Origin of the sequence: Treponema sp. OMZ 790 (assembly GCF_024181285.1) — a bacterium.
In the GTDB taxonomy this organism is placed as follows: domain Bacteria; phylum Spirochaetota; class Spirochaetia; order Treponematales; family Treponemataceae; genus Treponema_B.
Genome location: NZ_CP051201.1, coordinates 110947 through 130533, shown reverse-complemented (window position 1 = coordinate 130533; position 19587 = coordinate 110947). Strand labels below are relative to the sequence as shown.

Here is a 19587-nt window from a genome sequence, read left to right as displayed (position 1 = left end):
ATTTAAAATAGCTTAAAAATAATCATTTAAACTACTTATGCACATATCTAATCTTCCTGATGATCCTCCACTTTTACGTTGAAATTCCATAATAAACATTGTCAATCTAACTTCAGGTGACATATAAGGTTCATCAGTATTTTCATTTTTTAATTGATCATACTGATCAATCTTTTTTTTGCCACTGAAAGATGGCACATCAAAGCCTTTACCACAAGCAGCCGAAGCATTTCGGTATCCTCCCTCAACCATCATCATCTCTGTTTCAGACACAGGCTGAAACCCATTGTTCAATAATTTTTTCATAAAAACTCCTTTGTTTAGATTTTACACCTAAACCTAAATATTTTTAGTCTTTTAAAAAAAACTTACCTTAATTCTACCATGCTTTTATAATATGTCAAGTTTTTTCACATAAATTTGTAGATTTTTATTTATTTTTATTAAACCGCAAGGAACGCAAATATCTCATAAGCTCAACGTTTGGCGGTTAAATTAAACGGTAAAAACTAGTTCTTCTGTTCTAAGTTTTTTATAGCTTCCAAGCAAGTTTCTAAAGCATCTTTACCGGGGAGATTATAAATATCGGGAGCGGTGCCGAATTCGTCAGCGCAATACCCATCCTCGGTTAAACCGTACATAAAATCAAACTTTATCAATAAGCCGCTGTTGGGGAGAGCAATATACATAGGCGATTCACCATTTGTTCCGGCTCCTCCCGTATTAGTCCCGATCACTGTAGCAAATCCTGTTCTTTTACAAACATCAGCAAAACGATCCGCTCCTGAATATGAATCACTGCTTACTAAAAGCCAAAACTTCTTATTTTCACAAGGTTTACATCCCTTAATAGGACGAGAAAAAATTACATTTTTTAATTTATAAGCCTTATCATTTTTTACGCTACCGCAGTTTTCTATATTTGGAACTTCATGCTTTTCTATCTTTTTCACATCGTTATAGTTCAAAAACATATCTAAATAAATATCATTATATTTATTTAGGTTATAAAGACCATAAGAAACTATTGTCAGATTTTCCTCTATATTTGGAGATATTATTGCTTCATAGTTATCGGTGTACCCGCCTCCGTTATTTTGTATGTCTATAATAATATGTTTGTAATCGGCAGTTTCAATAAAAAAATCTTTTAAAACTTTTAGGTATTCTTGTTTTTCTTCCCCTTCCGTTATAAGAAAGGAGTTAATTTTTATGTATGCAATATAATCAGTATTTATTATCTTTATATATGGTTTTGAATACTTACGATTCCTCATCAACGGAGGATTTATATTTTTAAAATTACCTGCATACAGCATATCTTCTTTATCGGCAAAAGCACCTGTTTTAGGCATTAAAGCATAAAAATTATCTATCAAAGCTTCTTGCTCACGCAATGGAACCTGAGCTGTGCTCTGCTTAAATATTTTCTTATAATCAAAATAATCGGAAGGATAAAGATGTCCCATATATCGATTACCGGTAATTTTTCTGCATAAATCACCATAAAAAAAATAATAAGAATGCTGCATCATAGGATCCGATAAATATCTATATCCCGCTTGTTGTATTTCTTTTAAATCTATACCTTTTCGGTCACACACTTCACTAAAAGGATAACCCTTATAAATAAAATCCCAAAAATATTCATAATCAGCCTTCATTTTTTCGACAGAAATAAAACCGGATATTGTATCATTTTTCTTTGATACACTAAGAGCTATTGCAACATATACAAAAACAAAAATAAATACTATAGTTCGGAATATTAATTTTTTCTTTTTCATTGTAGGATGCCGATAAAAAGGACTACACAACCTAAAAAAACGTCATGCAGTCCTTTCGCTGAATCATATTATCCTATTGATTGGAATATGAATTACCTCTGCCTCCTGATGGAGGTGGAGGAGGTGCCGGTCTTTGAGCTCCAGGATGATCACCATCTATTACCATATCTGAAGCACCTCCTCCACCCTCAACCATCATCATTTCTGTTTCAGACACAGGCTGAAACCCATTGTTTAATAAATCTTTCATAAAAACTCCTTTGTTTAGATTTTTACACCTAAACCTAAATATTTTTAGTATTTTAAAAAAACCTTACCTTAATTCTACCATGCTTTTGTAATATGTCAAGTGTTTTTTACATAAATTTACACTTTTTAAAAGATTTCAAAAATCAGGTCTTTAAGTTTTTTAAATTTTAAAAGTTTTTGACGGGAATAGTTTACGGTGTGTTCCAACAAATTAAGCTTTGTTACGGCTACATCTTTATAAAGTTTTTTATATTCTTCATTTAATTCAAAATAAAGATATAAATTTTCGGAAAGGATATTTAAATCTTCTTTTAGATTTTTTACCCGTAAGATTTTAGTTTTATTTTTAATTTCTTTTTTTTCTTTTAAAGCTTTGAGTTTATTTTTTGCATAAGATATTTTTAAATCGATCAAATCTATTTCTTTTTTTTGTGTAAGAGTATAATCGGGAGTCCAAGAAAAGGAAGCAAAAAATTCAGGAAGCCATTCAGCTTTTTTAAGGTTTTGCCACGAGCCGGCATAAGAGTAAAGCCTGTTTTTTAAGGGATTAGGCTCAACTGAAAAACCTATACTAAAGCGGGGAGCATTTTTAATATGGGCTTGCTCTTTTTCCGTGTTTAATAAAAATATTTCATATTCGATATTTTGTACATCAAAAATATACGAATCAAAAAAAAGGGGTTCCAAAAAAATAATAAGAGAAGAAGGATCTTGTTCATTCATTAAAGAGTACTCATAATTATAATTTAAGACAAACTCTTCTTTTAATCTATTTAAAGAATTTAGATTTAAATCGTATTCTTGTTTTGCTTCAATCATCTTTTGTTTTACCTTTAATAATTCACTTTTTTTAAATCTTTCTTTTTTAAACTCAGCTTCGGCTGCAGAATATTGTTCTGCTGCATAAAGATAATTATTTTTTAAGTATTCCGATTCTGCACTTAAAACTTCGATATTTAAAGCCGATTTTAAAAATGTTTTAATAAAATCGGCATAGAGTGCAAATCTTTTTTCTTTAACCGAGCTTTTTAAAAACTTTATTTTTTTTGCTTCATTTATAAAACCGAAACTATATTTAGTTATGGGCTGAGTAAATCGAATCGCAAAAGAAGGGCTATGTTTAAATTCTTTACTTTGTAATAAGTTCTCATAATTAAAATTAAATGAAAATAAAATATTTCCGGCTGAGGGCAAGGCTTGATTTAACAATAGAGAATACTTACCGCTAAAAACATCAGCATATTTTTTCTTAATTAAAGAATTTGTATTAGTAAGTTCTACAGGAATATTTTTCCATGCAAATAGTTTTGGAAAATCAAAAGAAAGAGAGGGTATCCATTTTGTTTTTTCTTTATATTCCAAAAGTTCTATCTTTTTTAATTCGATATCTTTTAAGGAGGCTGATAAAGAATATGAAAGCCGTTCATTAAAAAATTCTTCCCAATCACGGCTTTCAGTAAAAAGTAAATATGGGAAAATCAAAAACAACAATATTAAACCAATACGTTTCATTTAACAAAGTCCAGTTTTTCTAAGATAAATTTTATAATTGTTTTACGTTTTATTATAATACGGGCTTCGGTACTCATTCCGGGTTTTAACTTAACTTCCTTTTGCTCATTATTTTTTAAAGAAGAAGAAAGAATATCGGCATCGACTAAAAAAAATGAGGGAGTATTTTGATTATTAAAGCTGTCATTGGAAATATTTGTAATTATACCCTTTAAAACACCGTATTCGGAAGGCGGGAGAGCCGTAAATTTTAAATTTACCTCCATACCGGTTTTTAATTCGGCTATATCCTTATCTGATATTATCAACTCGGCTTTTAATTCTTCTATCATATCGGGAATAATACGAAGTATTTCCGTACCTGCAAATATATAATCCCCTTCGTTTATTCTAATCAATTCTTCTACTGTGCCGTTAAGAGGCGATATTATTTTACTTTCGTATATTTCTTTATTAAGACGGGTTAAAGTTTTTTTAGCAGATTCAAGTTTTTGTGTAAGTAGATTTTTTTCGGTTTCTATGTTTATTATTTCTTGCGCACTAAAAGTTTTATAATCCAATTCTGCAATCTTAAATTTATCAAAAAGAGAACTTAACGATTTTTTTGTTTTCATCGAAGAAGGCAATCCTTTTTCGTGAGCATATTCTTCTTTTGCCTCTTCATAAAAAATTCTTAACTTTTCTTTTTTTGCAAAATATATTTCGGCTCTGGCCTTAGCTATGGCTTGTTCCAAAGAAATATTATTTTTATCCGAATGAACAGCCTTTTCATATAAAAGAAGATTATTAATTTCTTTGTTTAACCGATGTATTTCGTTTTCGGTATTAGTCTTATCTTCTTCAATATCGGCAGTTTCCAAAATCAAAAGAATATCCCCTTTCTTTATTTTAGAACCGGATTTAAATTTCTTTGATTTTACCGTGCCGGAATAAGCCGCCTTGCCTATTGAGGTATTTGTTTTTAACCGTAAGACACCGGCCGCCTTTACCGTCTGATCCATTTCTGCAAAACATATCCACAAAAGACTAATTATAAAGACGGATAAAATTATATAAATAAAGCATGTATAAACTATCGGAAGCCTGTACTCAAAAAAAAGAATTCTATTTTTAATCGTTTCCAAATCCTTTACTCTCATAGAACATCTCCATTCCACAGCTTATAGTATAAGCCTTTTTTTTCTAAAAGAGATGAGTGATTACCTTCTTCTGCAATTGTACCGTTTTGCATTACAAAAATTTTATCGCAATTTTTTACGGTTGTAAGTCTATGCGCAATCATAATAGTGGTTACTTTTTTTATTTTTATATTTTCGATTATACCGTGAATTTGTTTTTCGGATATTGTATCAAGATTACTTGTAGCTTCATCAAAGATTAAAAGGTCAGGATCCGATATAAGGGCGCGGGCAAGAGCTATGCGCTGTCTTTCTCCGCCTGAAAGGCTTGCACCTCTTTCTGCAAGGACCGTATTATATCTTTCAGGCAGGTTTTCGACAAAAGAATGCACTCCCGTCTCCATCGAGACCCTTATAATATCTTCAATAGAAGCATTGTCATCATGAAGAGAAATATTTTGTGCAATGGTTCCGGAAAATAAAAAGATATCTTGAGGCACATAGCCTATTTTTGCACGGAGAGCTTTTGTATCTATATCTTCAATATTATGTCCGTCAATTTTTATTGAGCCTGATTCAGGCGAATAAAATTTTAAAAGCAGTTTAATAAGGCTTGTTTTTCCCGAGCCTGATGCTCCGACAAAACCTATACTTTCCCCTGCATTTATGTTTAAAGATATCTTATTTAAAACAGGATTACGCGTTCCATATCTAAAAATCAAATCTTTGATTTCGATGTTACCTAAAATTTTTTCAGGTTTTATCCAATGCCCTTCATCGGCTATTTCTTTTTTTAAATCGAAAATTTCTCCCAATCGGCTTCCTGCAACAAAGGCTTCCTGCAAACTAGGCTGCAATGTTAAAAGCCTTTGGAGAGGACTTGTAAAAAAGCTCAAAAGAGCATTGAATGAGATGAGCTGTCCTACGGTAAATTGATCCTTTAAAATTAAATAAGTCCCTACAAAAAAAATAATATTTGAACTCCAACCCGTTAAAATAGAATTTAAAAAAGATTGAATATTGCTTAAAACTCCAAGTCTATAGTTTATTTTTACGGCCTTTACCTCTCTTTTTTCATATTCATCATAAACGGAATCTTCTGCATTAAGGGCCTTTAATGAGGCCGCCCCTGAAACGGCTTCAACCAAGTATGACTGTACTTCGGATAATTGTCCCATAAGCTCACGGTAGCCCTTTGCAAATTTTTTTGAAAAAAGCCATATTATAATAGAAGATAATGGCACGGTAATAAGACCTATCCAAAAAAGAAATGAAGATTTAAAATAAAGTACTACACCTGCAATAATTACCATACAAGAATCAATGACAACCGAAACGGCAGTTCCGGAAAGGGCAGAACGTACCTTTTGAGCATCATTTATACGGGAAAGAATTTCGCCCGTTTTTCTTGTATCGAAAAATTTTATAGGAAGAGAAAATACATGTTTAAAATATGAAAAGATAAGATGGTAATCCATTTTTAACGAAAAAAACAAAATAATATGGGAACGTACCGCAGAAAGCCCTGAGGAAAAAAGAGTTAAAATAATTATTCCTATAGAAAGGCTTGTAAGAGACGTAAAAGCTTTTGAATAAACTACATCGTCTATTATATATCTAAAATAAAGGGAACTTATAATACCGAAAAAGGTCAATAAAAAAGATGCTATTATAATTTGAATTATCTCATGGATATAGGGTTTTAAAAGAGGTGCAAAGCGTTCAAAAAATCCCTTGGTATTGTCCTGCATTTTAAATTCGGCTGAAGGACTAAGAAAAACAGTATAACCTGTCCATGTTTTTGCAAACTCGTCAATATCGATTTTTTTCTTTTCCCCGGAAGGATCGTATATTGTAAGTTTTTTGTTTTTTATTTTTTTTATAACAACAAAATGAAAAAACTCTCTTTTTTCTTCAGATTTTTTTATATGTACAATAAAGGGAAGGGGCAGGTCTTGACTTATGGCTTCTTTATCGCCTTTTAAAACTTGAACCGAAAAGCCCATAGCCTCGCCCGCTTTTACAAGCCCCGCAAGATTTGTACCGTGCGTATCGGTTCCGGCAATTTCACGGATCGATGTTACAGAGTATTTTGCTTTGTAATGGGATGCAACCATAGCAAGACAAGCCGCCCCGCAATCCGTCCCGTCAAATTGCCTGATTAAACGCATATCTAATATAAAAACATTATGGTAGTTTGAACCGAATCCATATTTAGTGTTTTTTTGCAGTATTTATCTTTTCAACTGCAGCTACATACAACGGACCGCCGAGTAGTATAAATATGGGAATTGCAAGAGCAAACCACTTCCAGTCATACCAAGAATTTACAAATAAATAATGTATGAACGGAATTAGAACAACAGTTAGCATCGACCATTTCAAGCCTTTTTTTAGATATAAAAAATATTTTTTCATGTAAAATATTTAAATAGATGGTATCAAAGCACCACTTATGGCTCCTCCTATAGCCCCTTCAGCCATTGAAGTTAAAATTTCTTCCCCTGCATTTTCCATTGATCCACCTGAGAAAGCCCGACCAACCATTCTGCATGATGCAACAAAACCTCCTATAGCTCCGCCAATAATGGCTCCTGCTACTGCGGAAGCTACTCCATCACCATCAACCATTACCATCTCCGTTTCAGACACAGGCTGAAACCCTTTTCTTAATAAATTGTTCATGTAAACTCCTTTGTTTAGGCTCCTACACCTAAACTTAAATTTAGTATTATGTTAAGTATAGCATACTTTATTTATTTGTCAAGTGTTTATTTTGGAAATTTGAGATTTTTATTTATTTTTATTAAACCGCAAGGAACGCAAAGGGAAAAGATTATTAAGAAAAACCGCAGGTTTGTCTTAATGATAATCCATACTTTTCCCCTTAAAATTCCTTTGCGCCCTTGGCGAGCTTTGCGGTTAAATTAAACAGATAAAAACTTTTTCTCCATCAGAAGTTTGTCTTTTCCCCATAAGTTTTACAACATCTTCTTGGGTTTTACCTTAACGTTTTTTTCTTTACCATTGGAATCGATATACGTTATTTTTAAGTTACTGCTCCCGCCTATCAATATTTTTATTCCCTCTATACTGTATTCCGAAACCTCTTTTGAATTTAACCGAGTAATTATAGTACCCGGTCTAAGTCCTGCTTTCCATGCAGCAGAATTTTCTATAAGCGAAGTTACAATAAGACTGTTTTGATCGAAAATATCAAGATGATATATTCCTATATTTTCTAAGCCTGAGCTTCCTATAAAAAAATTAAAATATTCATAAGGATAACGCGGTCTATAATAAAACACGGCTTTTTTTTCATTGCGCAGATCAAACAGCATATCGAATAATGCTAAAAATTCCATTCCGATTATATCTTCAGATAAACCAATAGAGTGAGTAGTAAAATCTTCATTTTTAAATTTTATCCCCATCACCTCAACAGCCTCAGTTTCAACTATAAAACTATCATATCCCGAAAGTGTTTTTATTTTAAACTGTTTTGATTTTTTAATGTTATGAGCAACCGGTGATAAAAGTATACATCCGCCGTATGAGGCTCCGGTATCAACAAATGCATTATAGGTCTTACCGTCAATTATAATCGGAACAAATATTTTTAATTCAACTGATGAATAGTTTTGGATAGGTAAAAAATCCTTATATTCATCAGGTTTTTTATCATAAATTCTTATAACCGAATCAGTCATGGATATTTCAAAGATTTTATCTTTAAAAACATTCAACCCTATTATGCCGATATAATCCTTTCCCATATTTGGATTATCCGATACCATAAAGTAAGAATTTATTTTAAGAGTATTACCTGCAAGTACAACATCATCAATGGAATATACCGATACGGAATCTTGCACACCGCCGATTATTAAACTGTAATTTTCAGCAACAACTTTAAAATTATTATAATTTTCTTTTTTATCAAAAATCAAAGATGCAAATGTTCCGGTATCAAATAAAAAATACCCTTTTTTACCTGCAATTTCCGCATAAACAAAGATAGATTTTTTTTCGTTATCATAATAAAAAGGGATTTCAATTACTTCCGAAGCAAATATTAAAAGATTTGTAAAAATAAAAAAAAGCGCAATTAAAGATTTTTTCATAATAATTCTCTCTAAAGCGGCTTATAAGATCACTCATAAGCCGCTTGATAACTGATTTTACCTACGTCTACGAGGAGGAAGAGGAATTGTAATTCCAATACCTATACCACCATTAGGCGGATTAACAGGTCCTATGATAACACCTCCAGGCAGTCGAATACCCGGCGGATCTTGCGGAGGGTTAGGTGCTGGCGGCACAGGAAGCGGTGTACCTCCATCAGAATCATCTCCAGGACAGAAAGGACAAGGACAACCGCCATCAACCATCATCATCTCTGTTTCAGACACAGGCTGAAACCCATTGTTCAATAAATCTTTCATGTAAACTCCTTTGTTTAGGCTCCTACACCTAAACTCAAATTTAGTATTATGTTAAGTATAGCATACTTTATTTATTTGTCAAGTGTTTATTTTGGAAATTCTGGAAATTTGAGATTTTTATTTATTTTTATTAAACCGCAAGGAACGCAAAGGGAAAAGATTATTAAGAAAAACCGTAGGTTTGTCTTAATGACAATCAATACCTCTAAATCAGGGGAGATTTTTAAGAGGGGAGCTAAAAAATGTTCCCCTCTTAAATGGCGTTTTGAAAAGATGAGGGGTTATAGGGGAGAAGAAAAACTTTTGCTCCATCAAAAGTTTGTCCTCTCCCCTAAATTTTTTATAGTTTCCAAGCAGGTCTCTAAGGCATCCTTTCCGGGGAGATTATAAATATCGGGAGCAGTTCCCACTTCGTCATGACAAGAGCCGTCAGGATTTAACCCATAGGTCATATCGCTTTGTATCAGCATATTACTTTCGGGAAGCTTCAAATATAAGCGGCTTGACAATAGGTTAAGGCCTATGCCGCCGGTATTTTCTCCTACTAAGGTTGCAAAGGGTTGAGCATTTCCTTTTTTTCCTTTTGCAAAATAAGCAAACCGATCTGCTGCAGACTGAGTTTTTCCATTTATTAAAAGCCAAATCCGGCCGGTAAAATTAATTGTGAAATTAGTATCATTATCTCCCGGGTGAATACCGAAACCATAATTTATTATAGAATCAAAGAGGACTTTATCTTCTTTATTTTGTCCGGCAAATTGAAAACTTTCAATATTTCCCGATTGTCCCATTTTGCGTTGCAGAAAATTTGATTCATATTTTTTAAAATATTCATTCTCACTGTCATAAACTATTTTAGCATAAAGCTCACCGCTTTCTTTAATTATAGGAGAAACAAGATATTTAGACCAAATATACTTATCTCCGCCTATATTTTCACGTACATCAATAATTAAATGTTCATATCCTTCAAAAGATTTTAACATATTACAAAGACGATTTATGTACTCGGCCTTGTTATATGGAGAAAAACTTTTTATACCGATATAGGCTATTTTTTTCTCTTTAATAATTTTAGATATGAGCATACTCTCATCAATTTTTTCTCTATCACTATCTTCAATAGGTAAATTAACATTATATTTTTTAAGCAAGGCTTCCAATTTATTTATGTGAATTCCGCTTAAATCATTCAAACACATAAAGGCTTTTTCATAAAACTGCCTGACCTCGGCATCATTATCATAAAACCGTGTATTTTGCACATTTTTTGTAACAGGATGTACAGAACTCATATCATATATATTTAAATGTCCCACCTGTTTTTCTTTTGTAATTTTATTAAAAAGCCCAAGATAAAATAAATAATATTCAAATTCATTTTTCGGTTCATGCAAACGATTGGTATACTCCTCCTTAATGGTTTGTAAATCGGCTCCGGCTCTGATACATACATTTTTAAAAGGATAACCGTTTTCCACAAAGTCCCAAACATAATCAAAATCATCTTGCATCTTTTGTTTAGGCATAAAAGTATCTTTATATAAAGCATATTCCTTTCGATATGGAATATAATAAATAAAGATAACGCAAGCTGCAATTCCGGCAAGAAGTAAAACTGTGATGAGTGTAAATAATGTTCTTTTATTCATATAAAGACTCGCAATATTACAAACTGTCCTATAAAATTTTATAGGACAGAATTTAAATTAATTTAAAAATAATCATTTAAACTATTGACACAACAAGATGCATAGCATCCTGAACCGCAACCTGACATTTTTTGGGCTTGCATTATTCCTGATACAATCTTAATTTCCTCAGGATATTCACGTCTCTCAACAGGTTGAGCATTTCTACATTCTTTTGTTATAGTGCCATCCTAATTTTCAATAGCCTCTGTATCCCAATACCAAAAATCAAGATAATTAAGACCGCCGCCCTCAACCATTACCATCTCCGTTTCAGACACAGGCTGAAACCCTTTGTTCAATAAATCTTTCATAAAACAACTCCTTTGTTTAGGTTCCTACACCTAAACTCAAATATTTTTAGTCTTTTAAAAAGACCTTACTTTAAGTGTGCCATACTTTTGCAATATGTCAAGTGTTTTTTTAGAAATTCTCAATATTTATTTATTTTAAATAAACCGCAGCGAACACCAAGGGAAAAGATTATTAAGAAAAACCGTAGGTTTGTCTTAATGACAATCAATACCTCTAAATCAGGGGAGATTTTTAAGAGGGGAGCTAAAAAATGTTCCCCTCTTAAATGGCGTTTTGAAAAGATGAGGGGTTATAGGGGAGAAGAAAAACTTTTGCTCCATCAAAAGTTTGTCCTCTCCCCTAAATTTTTTATAGTTTCCAAGCAGGTCTCTAAGGCATCCTTTCCGGGGAGATTATAAATATCGGGAGCTGTACCGAACTCGTCAGTGCAATAACCGTCCTCGGTTAAACCGTACATAAAATCAAACTTTATCAATAAGCCGCTATTGGGTAAAACTATAAAACTAGGATAATAGCCGTTTACTCCTGCTCCTCCTGTCCGATCTCCTACTACCGTTGCAAAACCCGTCTTTTTACAAATATCGGTAAAACGGTCTGCTGCAGAATACGAATCACTGCTTACTAAAAGCCAAAACTTTTTATCTTCACAAGGTTTATATCCGAATATAGGTTTAGATGCCAATGAATCTTTAATCTTTACAGCCTTATCGTTTTTTATTGTCCCGCAGTTTTCTACATTCGGTACTTCAGACTTTTCTATCAGTTCTACTGTAGACGGGTCATTTTTTAGCCAATAATTTAAAACAGGTAATATATATTTATTTTCATTATATAATGAATAGGTAAAAATTGCTTTATTGGCTTTTAAATTAGGAGTTATTAAAACTTCGTAATTAGAAGTGTAACCGCCTCCGTTATTTGTAATATCTATAATTATATGTTTATAATCTGCCGTTTCCATAAAAAACTTATCTACAATTTTACGATATTCTTGTTTTTCATTGCTATTTGTTATATAAAAAGAATTTATTTTTATGTATGCAATATGACCAGTATCTATTATCTTTATATATGGTTTTGAATACTTACGAGCCCCTATCAACGGAGGATTTATATTTTTAAGATTACCTGCATACAACGTATCGCTTTTGTCGGTAAAAGCACCTGTTTTAGGCATTTTATTATAAAAGTTATCAATTAAAGGTAATTGTTCAAGATATAAAGCCGACAAAGATGTTTTTTTAAATGCATTTTTATAATCAAAATAGTCGGAAGGATAAAGATGTCCTATATATATGTTTCTAGTAATTTTTCTGCATAAATCATCATAGAAAAAATAATATCCATGCTGCATCATAGGATCCGATAAATACCTATATCCTGTCTGCCGTATTTGGCTTAAATCAATTCCTTTGCGTTCACAAACTTCAGTAAAAGGATAACCGTTATAAATAAAATCCCAAAAATATTCATAATCAGCCTTCATTTTTTCTTCAGAAATAAAACCCGATACAGTGTCATTTTTTTTTGAGATGATAAGAGACGTTATAATAAATAATAATACGAGAGAAAACTCAACGGTTTTAAGTATTAGTTTTTTCTTTTTCATTGCAGTATGTCTATAAAAAAGGACTACATAGCCTAGAAAAGATTATGCAGTCCTTTAGCTGAATCATATTCCCCTATCGGTCGGAATATGAATTGCCATTACCGCCTCCTCCACCTTTTTTAGGTTGTTTTGGATATTGACTTCCTCCATCGTGACCAAACCATGGATCTGGGCCATGCTCTGTATTGCGATCTGAGCTAGGGCTTCCTCCCTCTACCATTACCATCTCCGTTTCCGACACAGGCTGAAACCCATTGTTCAATAAATCTTTCATGTAAACTCCTTTGTTTAGGCTCCTACACCTAAACTTGAATTTAAGATTATGTTAAGTATAGCATACTTTATTTATTTGTCAAGTGTTTATTTTGGAAATTTGGGATTTTTATTTATTTTTATTAAACCGCAAAAAACGCAAAGGGAAAAGATTATTAAGAAAAACTGCAGGTTTGTCTTAATGATAATCCATACTTTTCCCCTTAAAATTCCTTTGCGCCCTTGGCGAGCTTTGCGGTTAAATTAAAAAGTAAAAAAATATATTCATACTTATTTTTTTCGGTTTAGGACAACTTTTTTATCTTCCCGCATAACGGTAATAGAATTAAAATCTAAACTTTCAATTCCCGATAAAAAAACGTCATAACCTTTTTCATAGCCCAATTTTTCAATACAGTCTTTAAAAGACACTCCATTGACTTCAATAATTTTATCACTGCTTTTAATATCCGTTATATCTATAAGAGGATTTTCGTTATTTTCCCATTTTAACCATAGAGCATTTAATTTGCGGTATAAAACTACTTCTTTAATTTTATATTCTTTAAAATCGGAAGTAAAATTGTCCGGTTTAAAAATATATACCGAATTATTGTGATAATCAAAAATCCAATCCAATTTGGATATAAATACAATACCTGCTATTATACTTTCAGAATTAAATATAAATTTTTTAGATAATTTATATGTCTGATACACAATATCATTAATAAGAATGTTATTTATCTTAATTCCTTTTTGCGATCGGCATAATTTACCATCAATTTTAATAGAAGAAATAATAGTATCATACTTAGATTCAATATTCTTTACAACAACCGAATCGCTAAAAGTTATTCTATTATCGATATCCAAAAAAATACCTTCTGCACCAGAATCTACAAGTAACTTATATTTTTTATTTTCAATTTCGACAGGCATCAAACTTTTTTTATCTATTTTTAATTTCTCGTATTTTGAATATTCTTTATCATTGAAAATTGATCGGGGGATAAGATATCCTTTTCCTTTTGAGTAATCTAAGTTTAAAATGCATTTTTGTAAAATATCGGTACCGATTATTCCGTGAATATTTTTTAACATAAAATCATCAAGCTCACCGATAACAAATTGTAACTTTCCGAAATTAAAATTTCCTATTTTTAATACATCTTTCGATTTCCATCTGCTTCCAAGACTAAACCCTCTCCCGGAAAATGTCTTAATAATCGCAGGAAACAAAAAACTTTTACCGATTCTATTTGCAAATTCTTCTGAGAGAACCGAGGAATCACATCCTGTATCTATCATAAAGTTACAAGAAACATTACCAAGTTTTGCCTGAACAACAATTCTAGCCATAGGCCGTATTTCAAATTCAAGTACTTCTACTTGATTATCAATATTTTCTTCAATGGAAACCTTACATGAAGATAAAATCAAAGCAAATAAAAAAAATGAAAATCTCCGGCAAAATTTTAGTATCTTACCAACATTCGGTGTATTCATCATATATCTTTCAATTTTTGTAAATTAACAAACTTTTTTCTTCTAAAAACTTGCGCATTTTTTCTTTATTGCGAAAAATATCTTTATGATCTTCATTGTAAAAACAAAAGGGGTATAACGTATTTAAAATTTCATTTAAGATTTCAGAATCAAATTCTTTTTTATCGCGCAAGCGCATAATTTTTTCGTAATCGGTTTTTTCAAGATATTCGGTTGAAGACCAAAGAGGTTCTTCCAAACGCTCTCCTTCTCTGGCTCCTATTATTTCTATCTTAATATCTTTCTCAGGTTCAAAGCCCATGTACTTTATAAGCTGTTCTGCAGTTTCATAAATATTTACAGGATCACCCATATCGAGAAGATAGGACTCGCCCGATTTGCCGACACCTCCGGCCTGCAATACTAAGGAACAGTCTTCAGGAATTGTCATAAAAAATCTTATCATCTTTTTATCTGTTACCGTAACGGGCCCGCCGTTTTTTATCTGTTCTACAAATAAGGGAAATATAGAACCTCTTGAACCCAAAACATTTCCGAAACGCACAAACATATAAGCCGAATCTTTTTTTTCTTTTACGGTTTCGGCAGCCTGCAATACCAATTTTTCGCTTAATAATTTTGAAACACCGTAAACAGAAACAGGCTCAACAGCCTTATCCGTCGAAATTAAAACAAAGCGCTTTACGCCGAATTCAATACAGGCATCCAAAAGATTCTTTGTTCCAAAAACATTGTTTTCGATAACGGCAACAGGATTTTCTTCCATCAACGGAACATGTTTATAAGCAGCGGTATGAAAAACGGCATCGCATTTTAATTGCTTGATGATGTAGCGCATGTACTCGCGGTCTTTTAATTCCCCGATTACGGGAACTATAGTAGCCTTGTCTCCTACTCCGCCGGCCTGCAATATTTTAAGTTCCTTATAAATTTGATAGATGGAATTTTCGCCATGTCCGAAAAGATAGAGGCGTTCCGCTCCGCCCGATAAAAGCTGACGGCAGAGTTCGCTCCCGATAGAACCTCCGGCACCGGTAATTAAAACACGCTTTCCTCTGAGGTATGCCAAGCTCTTCTTTAAAGAAATTGTAACGGGAGTGCGTGTAAGTAAATCCTGCGGGTCTATCTCTCTGGCCTGCACCAAATGCGCCGAACCGTCAATGATTTGCGAAATTGCAGGCAACAACTTTATTTTTGAAAACCCTGCCGATTTAAGAAGATCATATATTTCTCTCAAACGTTCCGAGCGTATACTGGGAATCGCAATTAAAGCCTCATCCCCCGTATCTATTCTGATTAAATGAACAGTTTCGCTTATAGGCCCGAATACGGGAATGCCGTTAATCTTGGTTCCGATTTTTTTAGAATCATCGTCCAAAAATGCGGCGACCTTACCGAATATTTTTTTTGCCGAAATTTCATGTGCAATCATAGTTCCGGCAAGCCCTGCACCGACAATATATATGGAAGATTTTTGTTTAATTGGGTGATTCATTTTTTTCCTTCTTTATTGTTTCAAATCCTAAGTCGATAGAAAAAGCAGTCTGGCAGATATCCAAACAAACGGTAGCTCTTCCCTTCCTCTTATTCACTCTTACAATATAACCTTCAAGTCCGCTTAAAGGGCCTTCGATAACTTTTATTCTATCATTTTCATCAAACACAACTTGTGAAATTTTCGCAACCCCTCCGAAGGAAATAAATTGATTAAGAATTTCCAAATCCATTCCTTCTAAAAATCTAGGTTCTTGATTATTAGGTAAAAATCTATAAAAGCCTTTACACTTTCTAATATGCTGATACAACTCTTTTGAAATCTCATCAGCACCTATAAACAAATACCCAGCAAAAACAGGCAGCTGCTTCTCCGTTACCGTACCGGCCTTTCTTATCTTTAAAATTCTTTGAGGAAAAACTATAGAATAAGAAAGCTCTTTAAATTTATTTTTAAATTCTGCATCTGCAATAAAATTCTTTTCTTTTCCTGTGCTTACCTGAACTACATAATAATCCATATCGTTAAGATTATAACATAAAAAATAGATTGATTAAAGTAGCCTATTAAGGAGTTAAGTTTAACATATCAAAAGGATTACTTGTTTTTTTCGATAGGCTGTGCTATATTCTCCTTTATAATTTTTAAACGATTGAGGAAAATAATGGAAGAAGAAAAAAAAGCGGTTTCCATTTTTAGAATAGCCTTGGCGGCCGGAGAGCTCTTGATAAAGAACGGAGCCGAGATGAATAGAACCGAAGAGACTATTTTAAGAATATGCGCTTCGCGCGGGTTTACCGATATAGCTGTTTTTATAAGCCCTACCGTAATAATGATAGGCGATGACAAAAAAGAAGGAACGACCTATATTAAAAATATCAAAACCCGAGGAAGCAATATAAAGAAGATTTCATTGGTAAATGAATTTTCAAGAAACTTTACTCAAGGTAATATTCCCGCAAGCGAAGCTCTCAATATTTTAAAAAAGATTGATGCAGAAAAAGGTTATCCCTATTGGCTAGTCTTGACGACGGCCGGAATAGGCTGCGGAGTTTTCTCCGTTTTATTGGGCGGTACGGTAAACGATTTTATCGTTACATTTCTTGCAACCTTTGCCGCCGTTTTTTTAAACGACAGAATTACCCAATTTTCCAAAACGGTATTTTTAGGGAATTTTATTGCAGGTTTTTTTGTCGGCATAATAACCATTCTTTTTTACCATATCGGTTTTGTAAAAAATCTTGACATGATAATAGTAGGAGCCGTTTTGTCGCTTGTACCCGGAGTCGCCTTTACATCCGGTATACGGGATTTTATTTTGGGTGATTTAATTTCGGGGATAGCACGAACTTGTGAGGCCGTACTCATAGCAGTTGCCATAGCCTTCGGCATAGGTTCCGTTCTGTTCGGGTACTCTCTTTTGGGAGGAATATAATGCCGCTTTACGTACATTCAATAGCATCTTTTATTGCAAGTTTTTGTTTTTGCTTTTTATTCTCTGTGCCGAAAAAAAATACTTATTTAAGCGCCCTGTGCGGAAGTATTTCTTGGACGATTTTAATATTTTTTCAAAATATGGGAGTAAACTATATATTTGCTACCCTTGCAGGAGCCATAGCCGTAGGTATCTTGGCAGATTTTTTTGCGGTCCTTCAAAAAACTCCGGTCACCTGCTTCATAGTTATAGGAACTATTCCCTTGGTTCCGGGTTTTAAAGTTTATAAAACCATGCTTTTTTTTGTTACAGATAGACTGGAAAAAGGAGTCAGCGAAGGGGTACAAGCCGCTTTTATAGCCATAGCCATATCCGTCGGCTTAATTATTTCTACATCGGCAATCCGTCTTATCAGGACAATAAAGAAAAGAACCGCAAATAAAATAAAAAAATAATTTTTTCCTCTTGCCTTTTATAAAAAAAATATGTAAATTTTTTCTCCGAGAGGAATTAGATATGAAAAATAAGAACATTTTAGTACGCATGAGTTTTTTGACGGCGATAGTTTTGTTCCTATCATGTACAAAAGCTCAGGCAGAGCAAAAATTACCAATTGGAGGAAACGGAATGATTAGAGAAATATACTTTGCAGGCGGCTGTTTTTGGGGCGTCGAAGGATATTTTCGCCAAATACCCGGCGTTAAAGAAACCGATACGGGTTATGCAAACGGAAAAAATGACTCCGCAAGCTATAAGGGTTTACATCAGAGTGACCATGCCGAAACCGTAAAGATTGTTTACGATGCTTCCACCGTAAGCTTACAGGAATTGCTTGCGCATTATTTCAGAGTAGTAGATCCTACCTCGCTTAACAAACAAGGAAACGATACGGGGCGCCAGTATAGAACAGGTATCTATTACGTTGACGATTCCATGGTTAACGAAGTAAAAAGCTTCATTAAATTTATGCAAAGAAAATATTCAAAGCCCATCGTAATTGAAGTTGAAAAGCTCAAGCATTTTATTCTTGCAGAAGAATATCATCAAGACTATCTTCAAAAAAATCCGGGCGGATATTGCCACATCGATTTAACTCTTGCTTTAAAACCGCTCTACGATGAAAGCAAATTTAAGCCTCAGTCAAAAGAATCATTGAAAAGATCTTTGACAACCATACAATTTTCTGTTACACAAGAAAAAGCAACCGAAAGGCCTTTTACAAGTCAGTATGACAAATTCGATGCTGAAGGAATTTATGTTGACATCACAACAGGCAAACCTCTTTTTTCTTCATTAAACAAGTACGATGCAGGCTGCGGGTGGCCTTCATTTACAAAGCCCATCACAACTCAGGCTCTTCAATACTTAGATGACAGAAGCCACGGTATGAACCGAACCGAAGTTGTTTCAAAAACCGGAGGCGCTCACCTCGGTCATGTCTTTGATGACGGCCCTTCCGATGCGGGCGGATTACGATACTGCATTAACGGTGCAGCACTACGCTTTATTCCTTATGAAAACATGGAAAAAGAAGGTTACGGAGATTATCTCCCCTATGTAAAACCTACAGGAAACTTCTAAAAATTATTAGATAGTTTTGGCTAATAAAAAAGACCGGTTACAGCAAAAGTTGACCGGTCTTTTTTATTTTTTAATTTATGAATTCCACAGGCTCGGTACGTGTTTTAGGTTCGGGATGTTCAGCAGGATAACCGATAGCGGATATTCCGCAGACAACATGATTTTTAGGAATATTAAAAGAATCTAAAACGCGCCTTATTTCGGGCGAATTACATTTTTCCCTCAGCTGATTTATCCAAACTGAGCCCAGTCCGAGCGCATGAGCTGCAAGATAAATATTTTGAATTGCAACCGAAGAATCGCAGTAGCCGAAGCGGTCATCCTCTTCAAAACTTATGAGTATCAACGCATCACAGTCATAGATTCGATAATTCGGAATATCAAGCACGGAAGAAACAGCCCTTGCAAGTTCCTGTATTTTCTCCCTATTATGCACAACGGTAAATTTTCTCATCTGCCTGTTTTTACCTGTCGGAGAAGCCTTAGCACATTCTACAATCGTTTTAAGCTTTTCGTCTTCGACCCTGTCTGCCGTAAACTTACGGACACTCACACGAGTGAGCATGTTCTTAATAACCTCATTCATATT

Annotated in this window: 19 protein-coding genes; 3 read left to right on the top strand and 16 right to left on the bottom strand. The window is 33.5% G+C overall.

Annotation, left to right across the window (positions count from 1 at the left end; translation table 11 throughout):
• Nucleotides 1-12: 12 nt before the first annotated feature.
• The 15 genes from E4O01_RS00560 to loaP all read right to left on the bottom strand — a co-directional run bounded on the left by E4O01_RS00560 (nt 13) and on the right by loaP (nt 16502).
• A complete protein-coding gene (locus tag E4O01_RS00560; protein WP_253693171.1) occupies nt 13-306 on the bottom strand; it encodes a hypothetical protein in 294 nt (97 codons plus the stop codon).
• Nucleotides 307-509: 203 nt separating this feature from the next.
• Complete coding sequence (locus E4O01_RS00555; RefSeq protein ID WP_253693169.1) at nt 510-1787, bottom strand: S41 family peptidase; 1278 nt, start codon at nt 1785-1787, stop codon at nt 510-512.
• A gap of 73 nt (nt 1788-1860) precedes the next feature.
• Entirely contained in the window at nt 1861-2037 is a 177-nt protein-coding gene (locus tag E4O01_RS00550) for a hypothetical protein (protein WP_253693168.1), read from the bottom strand.
• 125 nt (nt 2038-2162) lie between these two features.
• A complete protein-coding gene (locus E4O01_RS00545; protein ID WP_253693166.1) occupies nt 2163-3548 on the bottom strand; it encodes a hypothetical protein in 1386 nt (461 codons plus the stop codon).
• Entirely contained in the window at nt 3545-4687 is a 1143-nt protein-coding gene (locus E4O01_RS00540) for an HlyD family secretion protein (protein ID WP_253693164.1), read from the bottom strand. Before E4O01_RS00540 ends, E4O01_RS00545 begins: the two co-directional genes overlap by 4 nt.
• A complete protein-coding gene (locus tag E4O01_RS00535; protein ID WP_253719303.1) occupies nt 4684-6837 on the bottom strand; it encodes a peptidase domain-containing ABC transporter in 2154 nt (717 codons plus the stop codon). Before E4O01_RS00535 ends, E4O01_RS00540 begins: the two co-directional genes overlap by 4 nt.
• 256 nt (nt 6838-7093) lie before the next feature.
• The gene (locus tag E4O01_RS00530; protein ID WP_253693160.1) at nt 7094-7351 is read right to left on the bottom strand and encodes a hypothetical protein; all 258 of its coding nucleotides are present in this window, start codon (nt 7349-7351) and stop codon (nt 7094-7096) included.
• A gap of 296 nt (nt 7352-7647) precedes the next feature.
• A complete protein-coding gene (locus E4O01_RS00525; RefSeq protein WP_253693158.1) occupies nt 7648-8790 on the bottom strand; it encodes a hypothetical protein in 1143 nt (380 codons plus the stop codon).
• Nucleotides 8791-9422: 632 nt separating this feature from the next.
• Entirely contained in the window at nt 9423-10763 is a 1341-nt protein-coding gene (locus E4O01_RS00520) for a S41 family peptidase (protein WP_253693156.1), read from the bottom strand.
• Between the two features lie 230 nt (nt 10764-10993).
• Nucleotides 10994-11116 (bottom strand): hypothetical protein, encoded by a 123-nt coding sequence (locus E4O01_RS14645; RefSeq protein ID WP_256484063.1) that lies wholly within the window; start codon nt 11114-11116, stop codon nt 10994-10996.
• A 320-nt stretch (nt 11117-11436) separates the two neighbouring features.
• Nucleotides 11437-12726 (bottom strand): S41 family peptidase, encoded by a 1290-nt coding sequence (locus E4O01_RS00515; protein ID WP_253693154.1) that lies wholly within the window; start codon nt 12724-12726, stop codon nt 11437-11439.
• A 73-nt stretch (nt 12727-12799) separates the two neighbouring features.
• The gene (locus E4O01_RS00510) at nt 12800-13000 is read right to left on the bottom strand and encodes a hypothetical protein (RefSeq protein ID WP_253693152.1); all 201 of its coding nucleotides are present in this window, start codon (nt 12998-13000) and stop codon (nt 12800-12802) included.
• 269 nt (nt 13001-13269) lie between these two features.
• Nucleotides 13270-14490, bottom strand: a complete 1221-nt coding sequence (locus E4O01_RS00505) for a retropepsin-like aspartic protease (protein WP_253693150.1) — start codon at nt 14488-14490, stop codon at nt 13270-13272.
• 7 nt (nt 14491-14497) lie between these two features.
• On the bottom strand, nt 14498-15982 hold the full coding sequence (locus E4O01_RS00500; RefSeq protein ID WP_253730164.1) for a polysaccharide biosynthesis protein: 1485 nt from the start codon (nt 15980-15982) through the stop codon (nt 14498-14500).
• Nucleotides 15966-16502 (bottom strand): antiterminator LoaP, encoded by a 537-nt coding sequence (gene loaP, locus E4O01_RS00495; RefSeq protein ID WP_253693146.1) that lies wholly within the window; start codon nt 16500-16502, stop codon nt 15966-15968. The genes E4O01_RS00500 and loaP overlap by 17 nt, the downstream gene beginning before the upstream one ends.
• A gap of 144 nt (nt 16503-16646) precedes the next feature.
• Between loaP and E4O01_RS00490 the strand changes: the two genes are divergently transcribed.
• The 3 genes from E4O01_RS00490 to msrB all read left to right on the top strand — a co-directional run bounded on the left by E4O01_RS00490 (nt 16647) and on the right by msrB (nt 18998).
• Nucleotides 16647-17417 carry a threonine/serine exporter family protein gene (locus E4O01_RS00490; RefSeq protein ID WP_253693144.1) on the top strand — a complete coding sequence of 257 codons (771 nt, stop codon included), beginning with the start codon at nt 16647-16649 and terminating at the stop codon, nt 17415-17417.
• Complete coding sequence (locus E4O01_RS00485) at nt 17417-17872, top strand: threonine/serine exporter family protein (RefSeq protein ID WP_253693142.1); 456 nt, start codon at nt 17417-17419, stop codon at nt 17870-17872. Before E4O01_RS00490 ends, E4O01_RS00485 begins: the two co-directional genes overlap by 1 nt.
• 61 nt (nt 17873-17933) lie before the next feature.
• The gene (gene msrB / locus E4O01_RS00480) at nt 17934-18998 is read left to right on the top strand and encodes a peptide-methionine (R)-S-oxide reductase MsrB (RefSeq protein WP_253693140.1); all 1065 of its coding nucleotides are present in this window, start codon (nt 17934-17936) and stop codon (nt 18996-18998) included.
• 70 nt (nt 18999-19068) lie between these two features.
• On the opposite strand, the gene E4O01_RS00475 is transcribed toward msrB, so the two are convergent.
• Entirely contained in the window at nt 19069-19584 is a 516-nt protein-coding gene (locus E4O01_RS00475) for a nitroreductase family protein (protein WP_253693138.1), read from the bottom strand.
• Nucleotides 19585-19587: the final 3 nt, after the last annotated feature.

Coding starts and splice junctions, on each gene's coding strand:
- E4O01_RS00490 (WP_253693144.1), top strand. CDS start 16,647: ATGGAAGAAGAAAAAAAAGCGGTTTCCATTTTTAGAATAGCCTTGGCG.
- E4O01_RS00555 (WP_253693169.1), bottom strand. CDS start 1,787: ATGAAAAAGAAAAAATTAATATTCCGAACTATAGTATTTATTTTTGTT.
- E4O01_RS00510 (WP_253693152.1), bottom strand. CDS start 13,000: ATGAAAGATTTATTGAACAATGGGTTTCAGCCTGTGTCGGAAACGGAG.
- E4O01_RS00505 (WP_253693150.1), bottom strand. CDS start 14,490: ATGATGAATACACCGAATGTTGGTAAGATACTAAAATTTTGCCGGAGA.
- E4O01_RS00520 (WP_253693156.1), bottom strand. CDS start 10,763: ATGAATAAAAGAACATTATTTACACTCATCACAGTTTTACTTCTTGCC.
- E4O01_RS00545 (WP_253693166.1), bottom strand. CDS start 3,548: ATGAAACGTATTGGTTTAATATTGTTGTTTTTGATTTTCCCATATTTA.
- E4O01_RS00500 (WP_253730164.1), bottom strand. CDS start 15,982: ATGAATCACCCAATTAAACAAAAATCTTCCATATATATTGTCGGTGCA.
- E4O01_RS00540 (WP_253693164.1), bottom strand. CDS start 4,687: ATGAGAGTAAAGGATTTGGAAACGATTAAAAATAGAATTCTTTTTTTT.
- E4O01_RS00485 (WP_253693142.1), top strand. CDS start 17,417: ATGCCGCTTTACGTACATTCAATAGCATCTTTTATTGCAAGTTTTTGT.
- E4O01_RS00525 (WP_253693158.1), bottom strand. CDS start 8,790: ATGAAAAAATCTTTAATTGCGCTTTTTTTTATTTTTACAAATCTTTTA.
- E4O01_RS00550 (WP_253693168.1), bottom strand. CDS start 2,037: ATGAAAGATTTATTAAACAATGGGTTTCAGCCTGTGTCTGAAACAGAA.
- E4O01_RS00475 (WP_253693138.1), bottom strand. CDS start 19,584: ATGAATGAGGTTATTAAGAACATGCTCACTCGTGTGAGTGTCCGTAAG.
- E4O01_RS00530 (WP_253693160.1), bottom strand. CDS start 7,351: ATGAACAATTTATTAAGAAAAGGGTTTCAGCCTGTGTCTGAAACGGAG.
- E4O01_RS14645 (WP_256484063.1), bottom strand. CDS start 11,116: ATGAAAGATTTATTGAACAAAGGGTTTCAGCCTGTGTCTGAAACGGAG.
- E4O01_RS00515 (WP_253693154.1), bottom strand. CDS start 12,726: ATGAAAAAGAAAAAACTAATACTTAAAACCGTTGAGTTTTCTCTCGTA.
- msrB (WP_253693140.1), top strand. CDS start 17,934: ATGAAAAATAAGAACATTTTAGTACGCATGAGTTTTTTGACGGCGATA.
- loaP (WP_253693146.1), bottom strand. CDS start 16,502: ATGGATTATTATGTAGTTCAGGTAAGCACAGGAAAAGAAAAGAATTTT.
- E4O01_RS00535 (WP_253719303.1), bottom strand. CDS start 6,837: ATGCGTTTAATCAGGCAATTTGACGGGACGGATTGCGGGGCGGCTTGT.
- E4O01_RS00560 (WP_253693171.1), bottom strand. CDS start 306: ATGAAAAAATTATTGAACAATGGGTTTCAGCCTGTGTCTGAAACAGAG.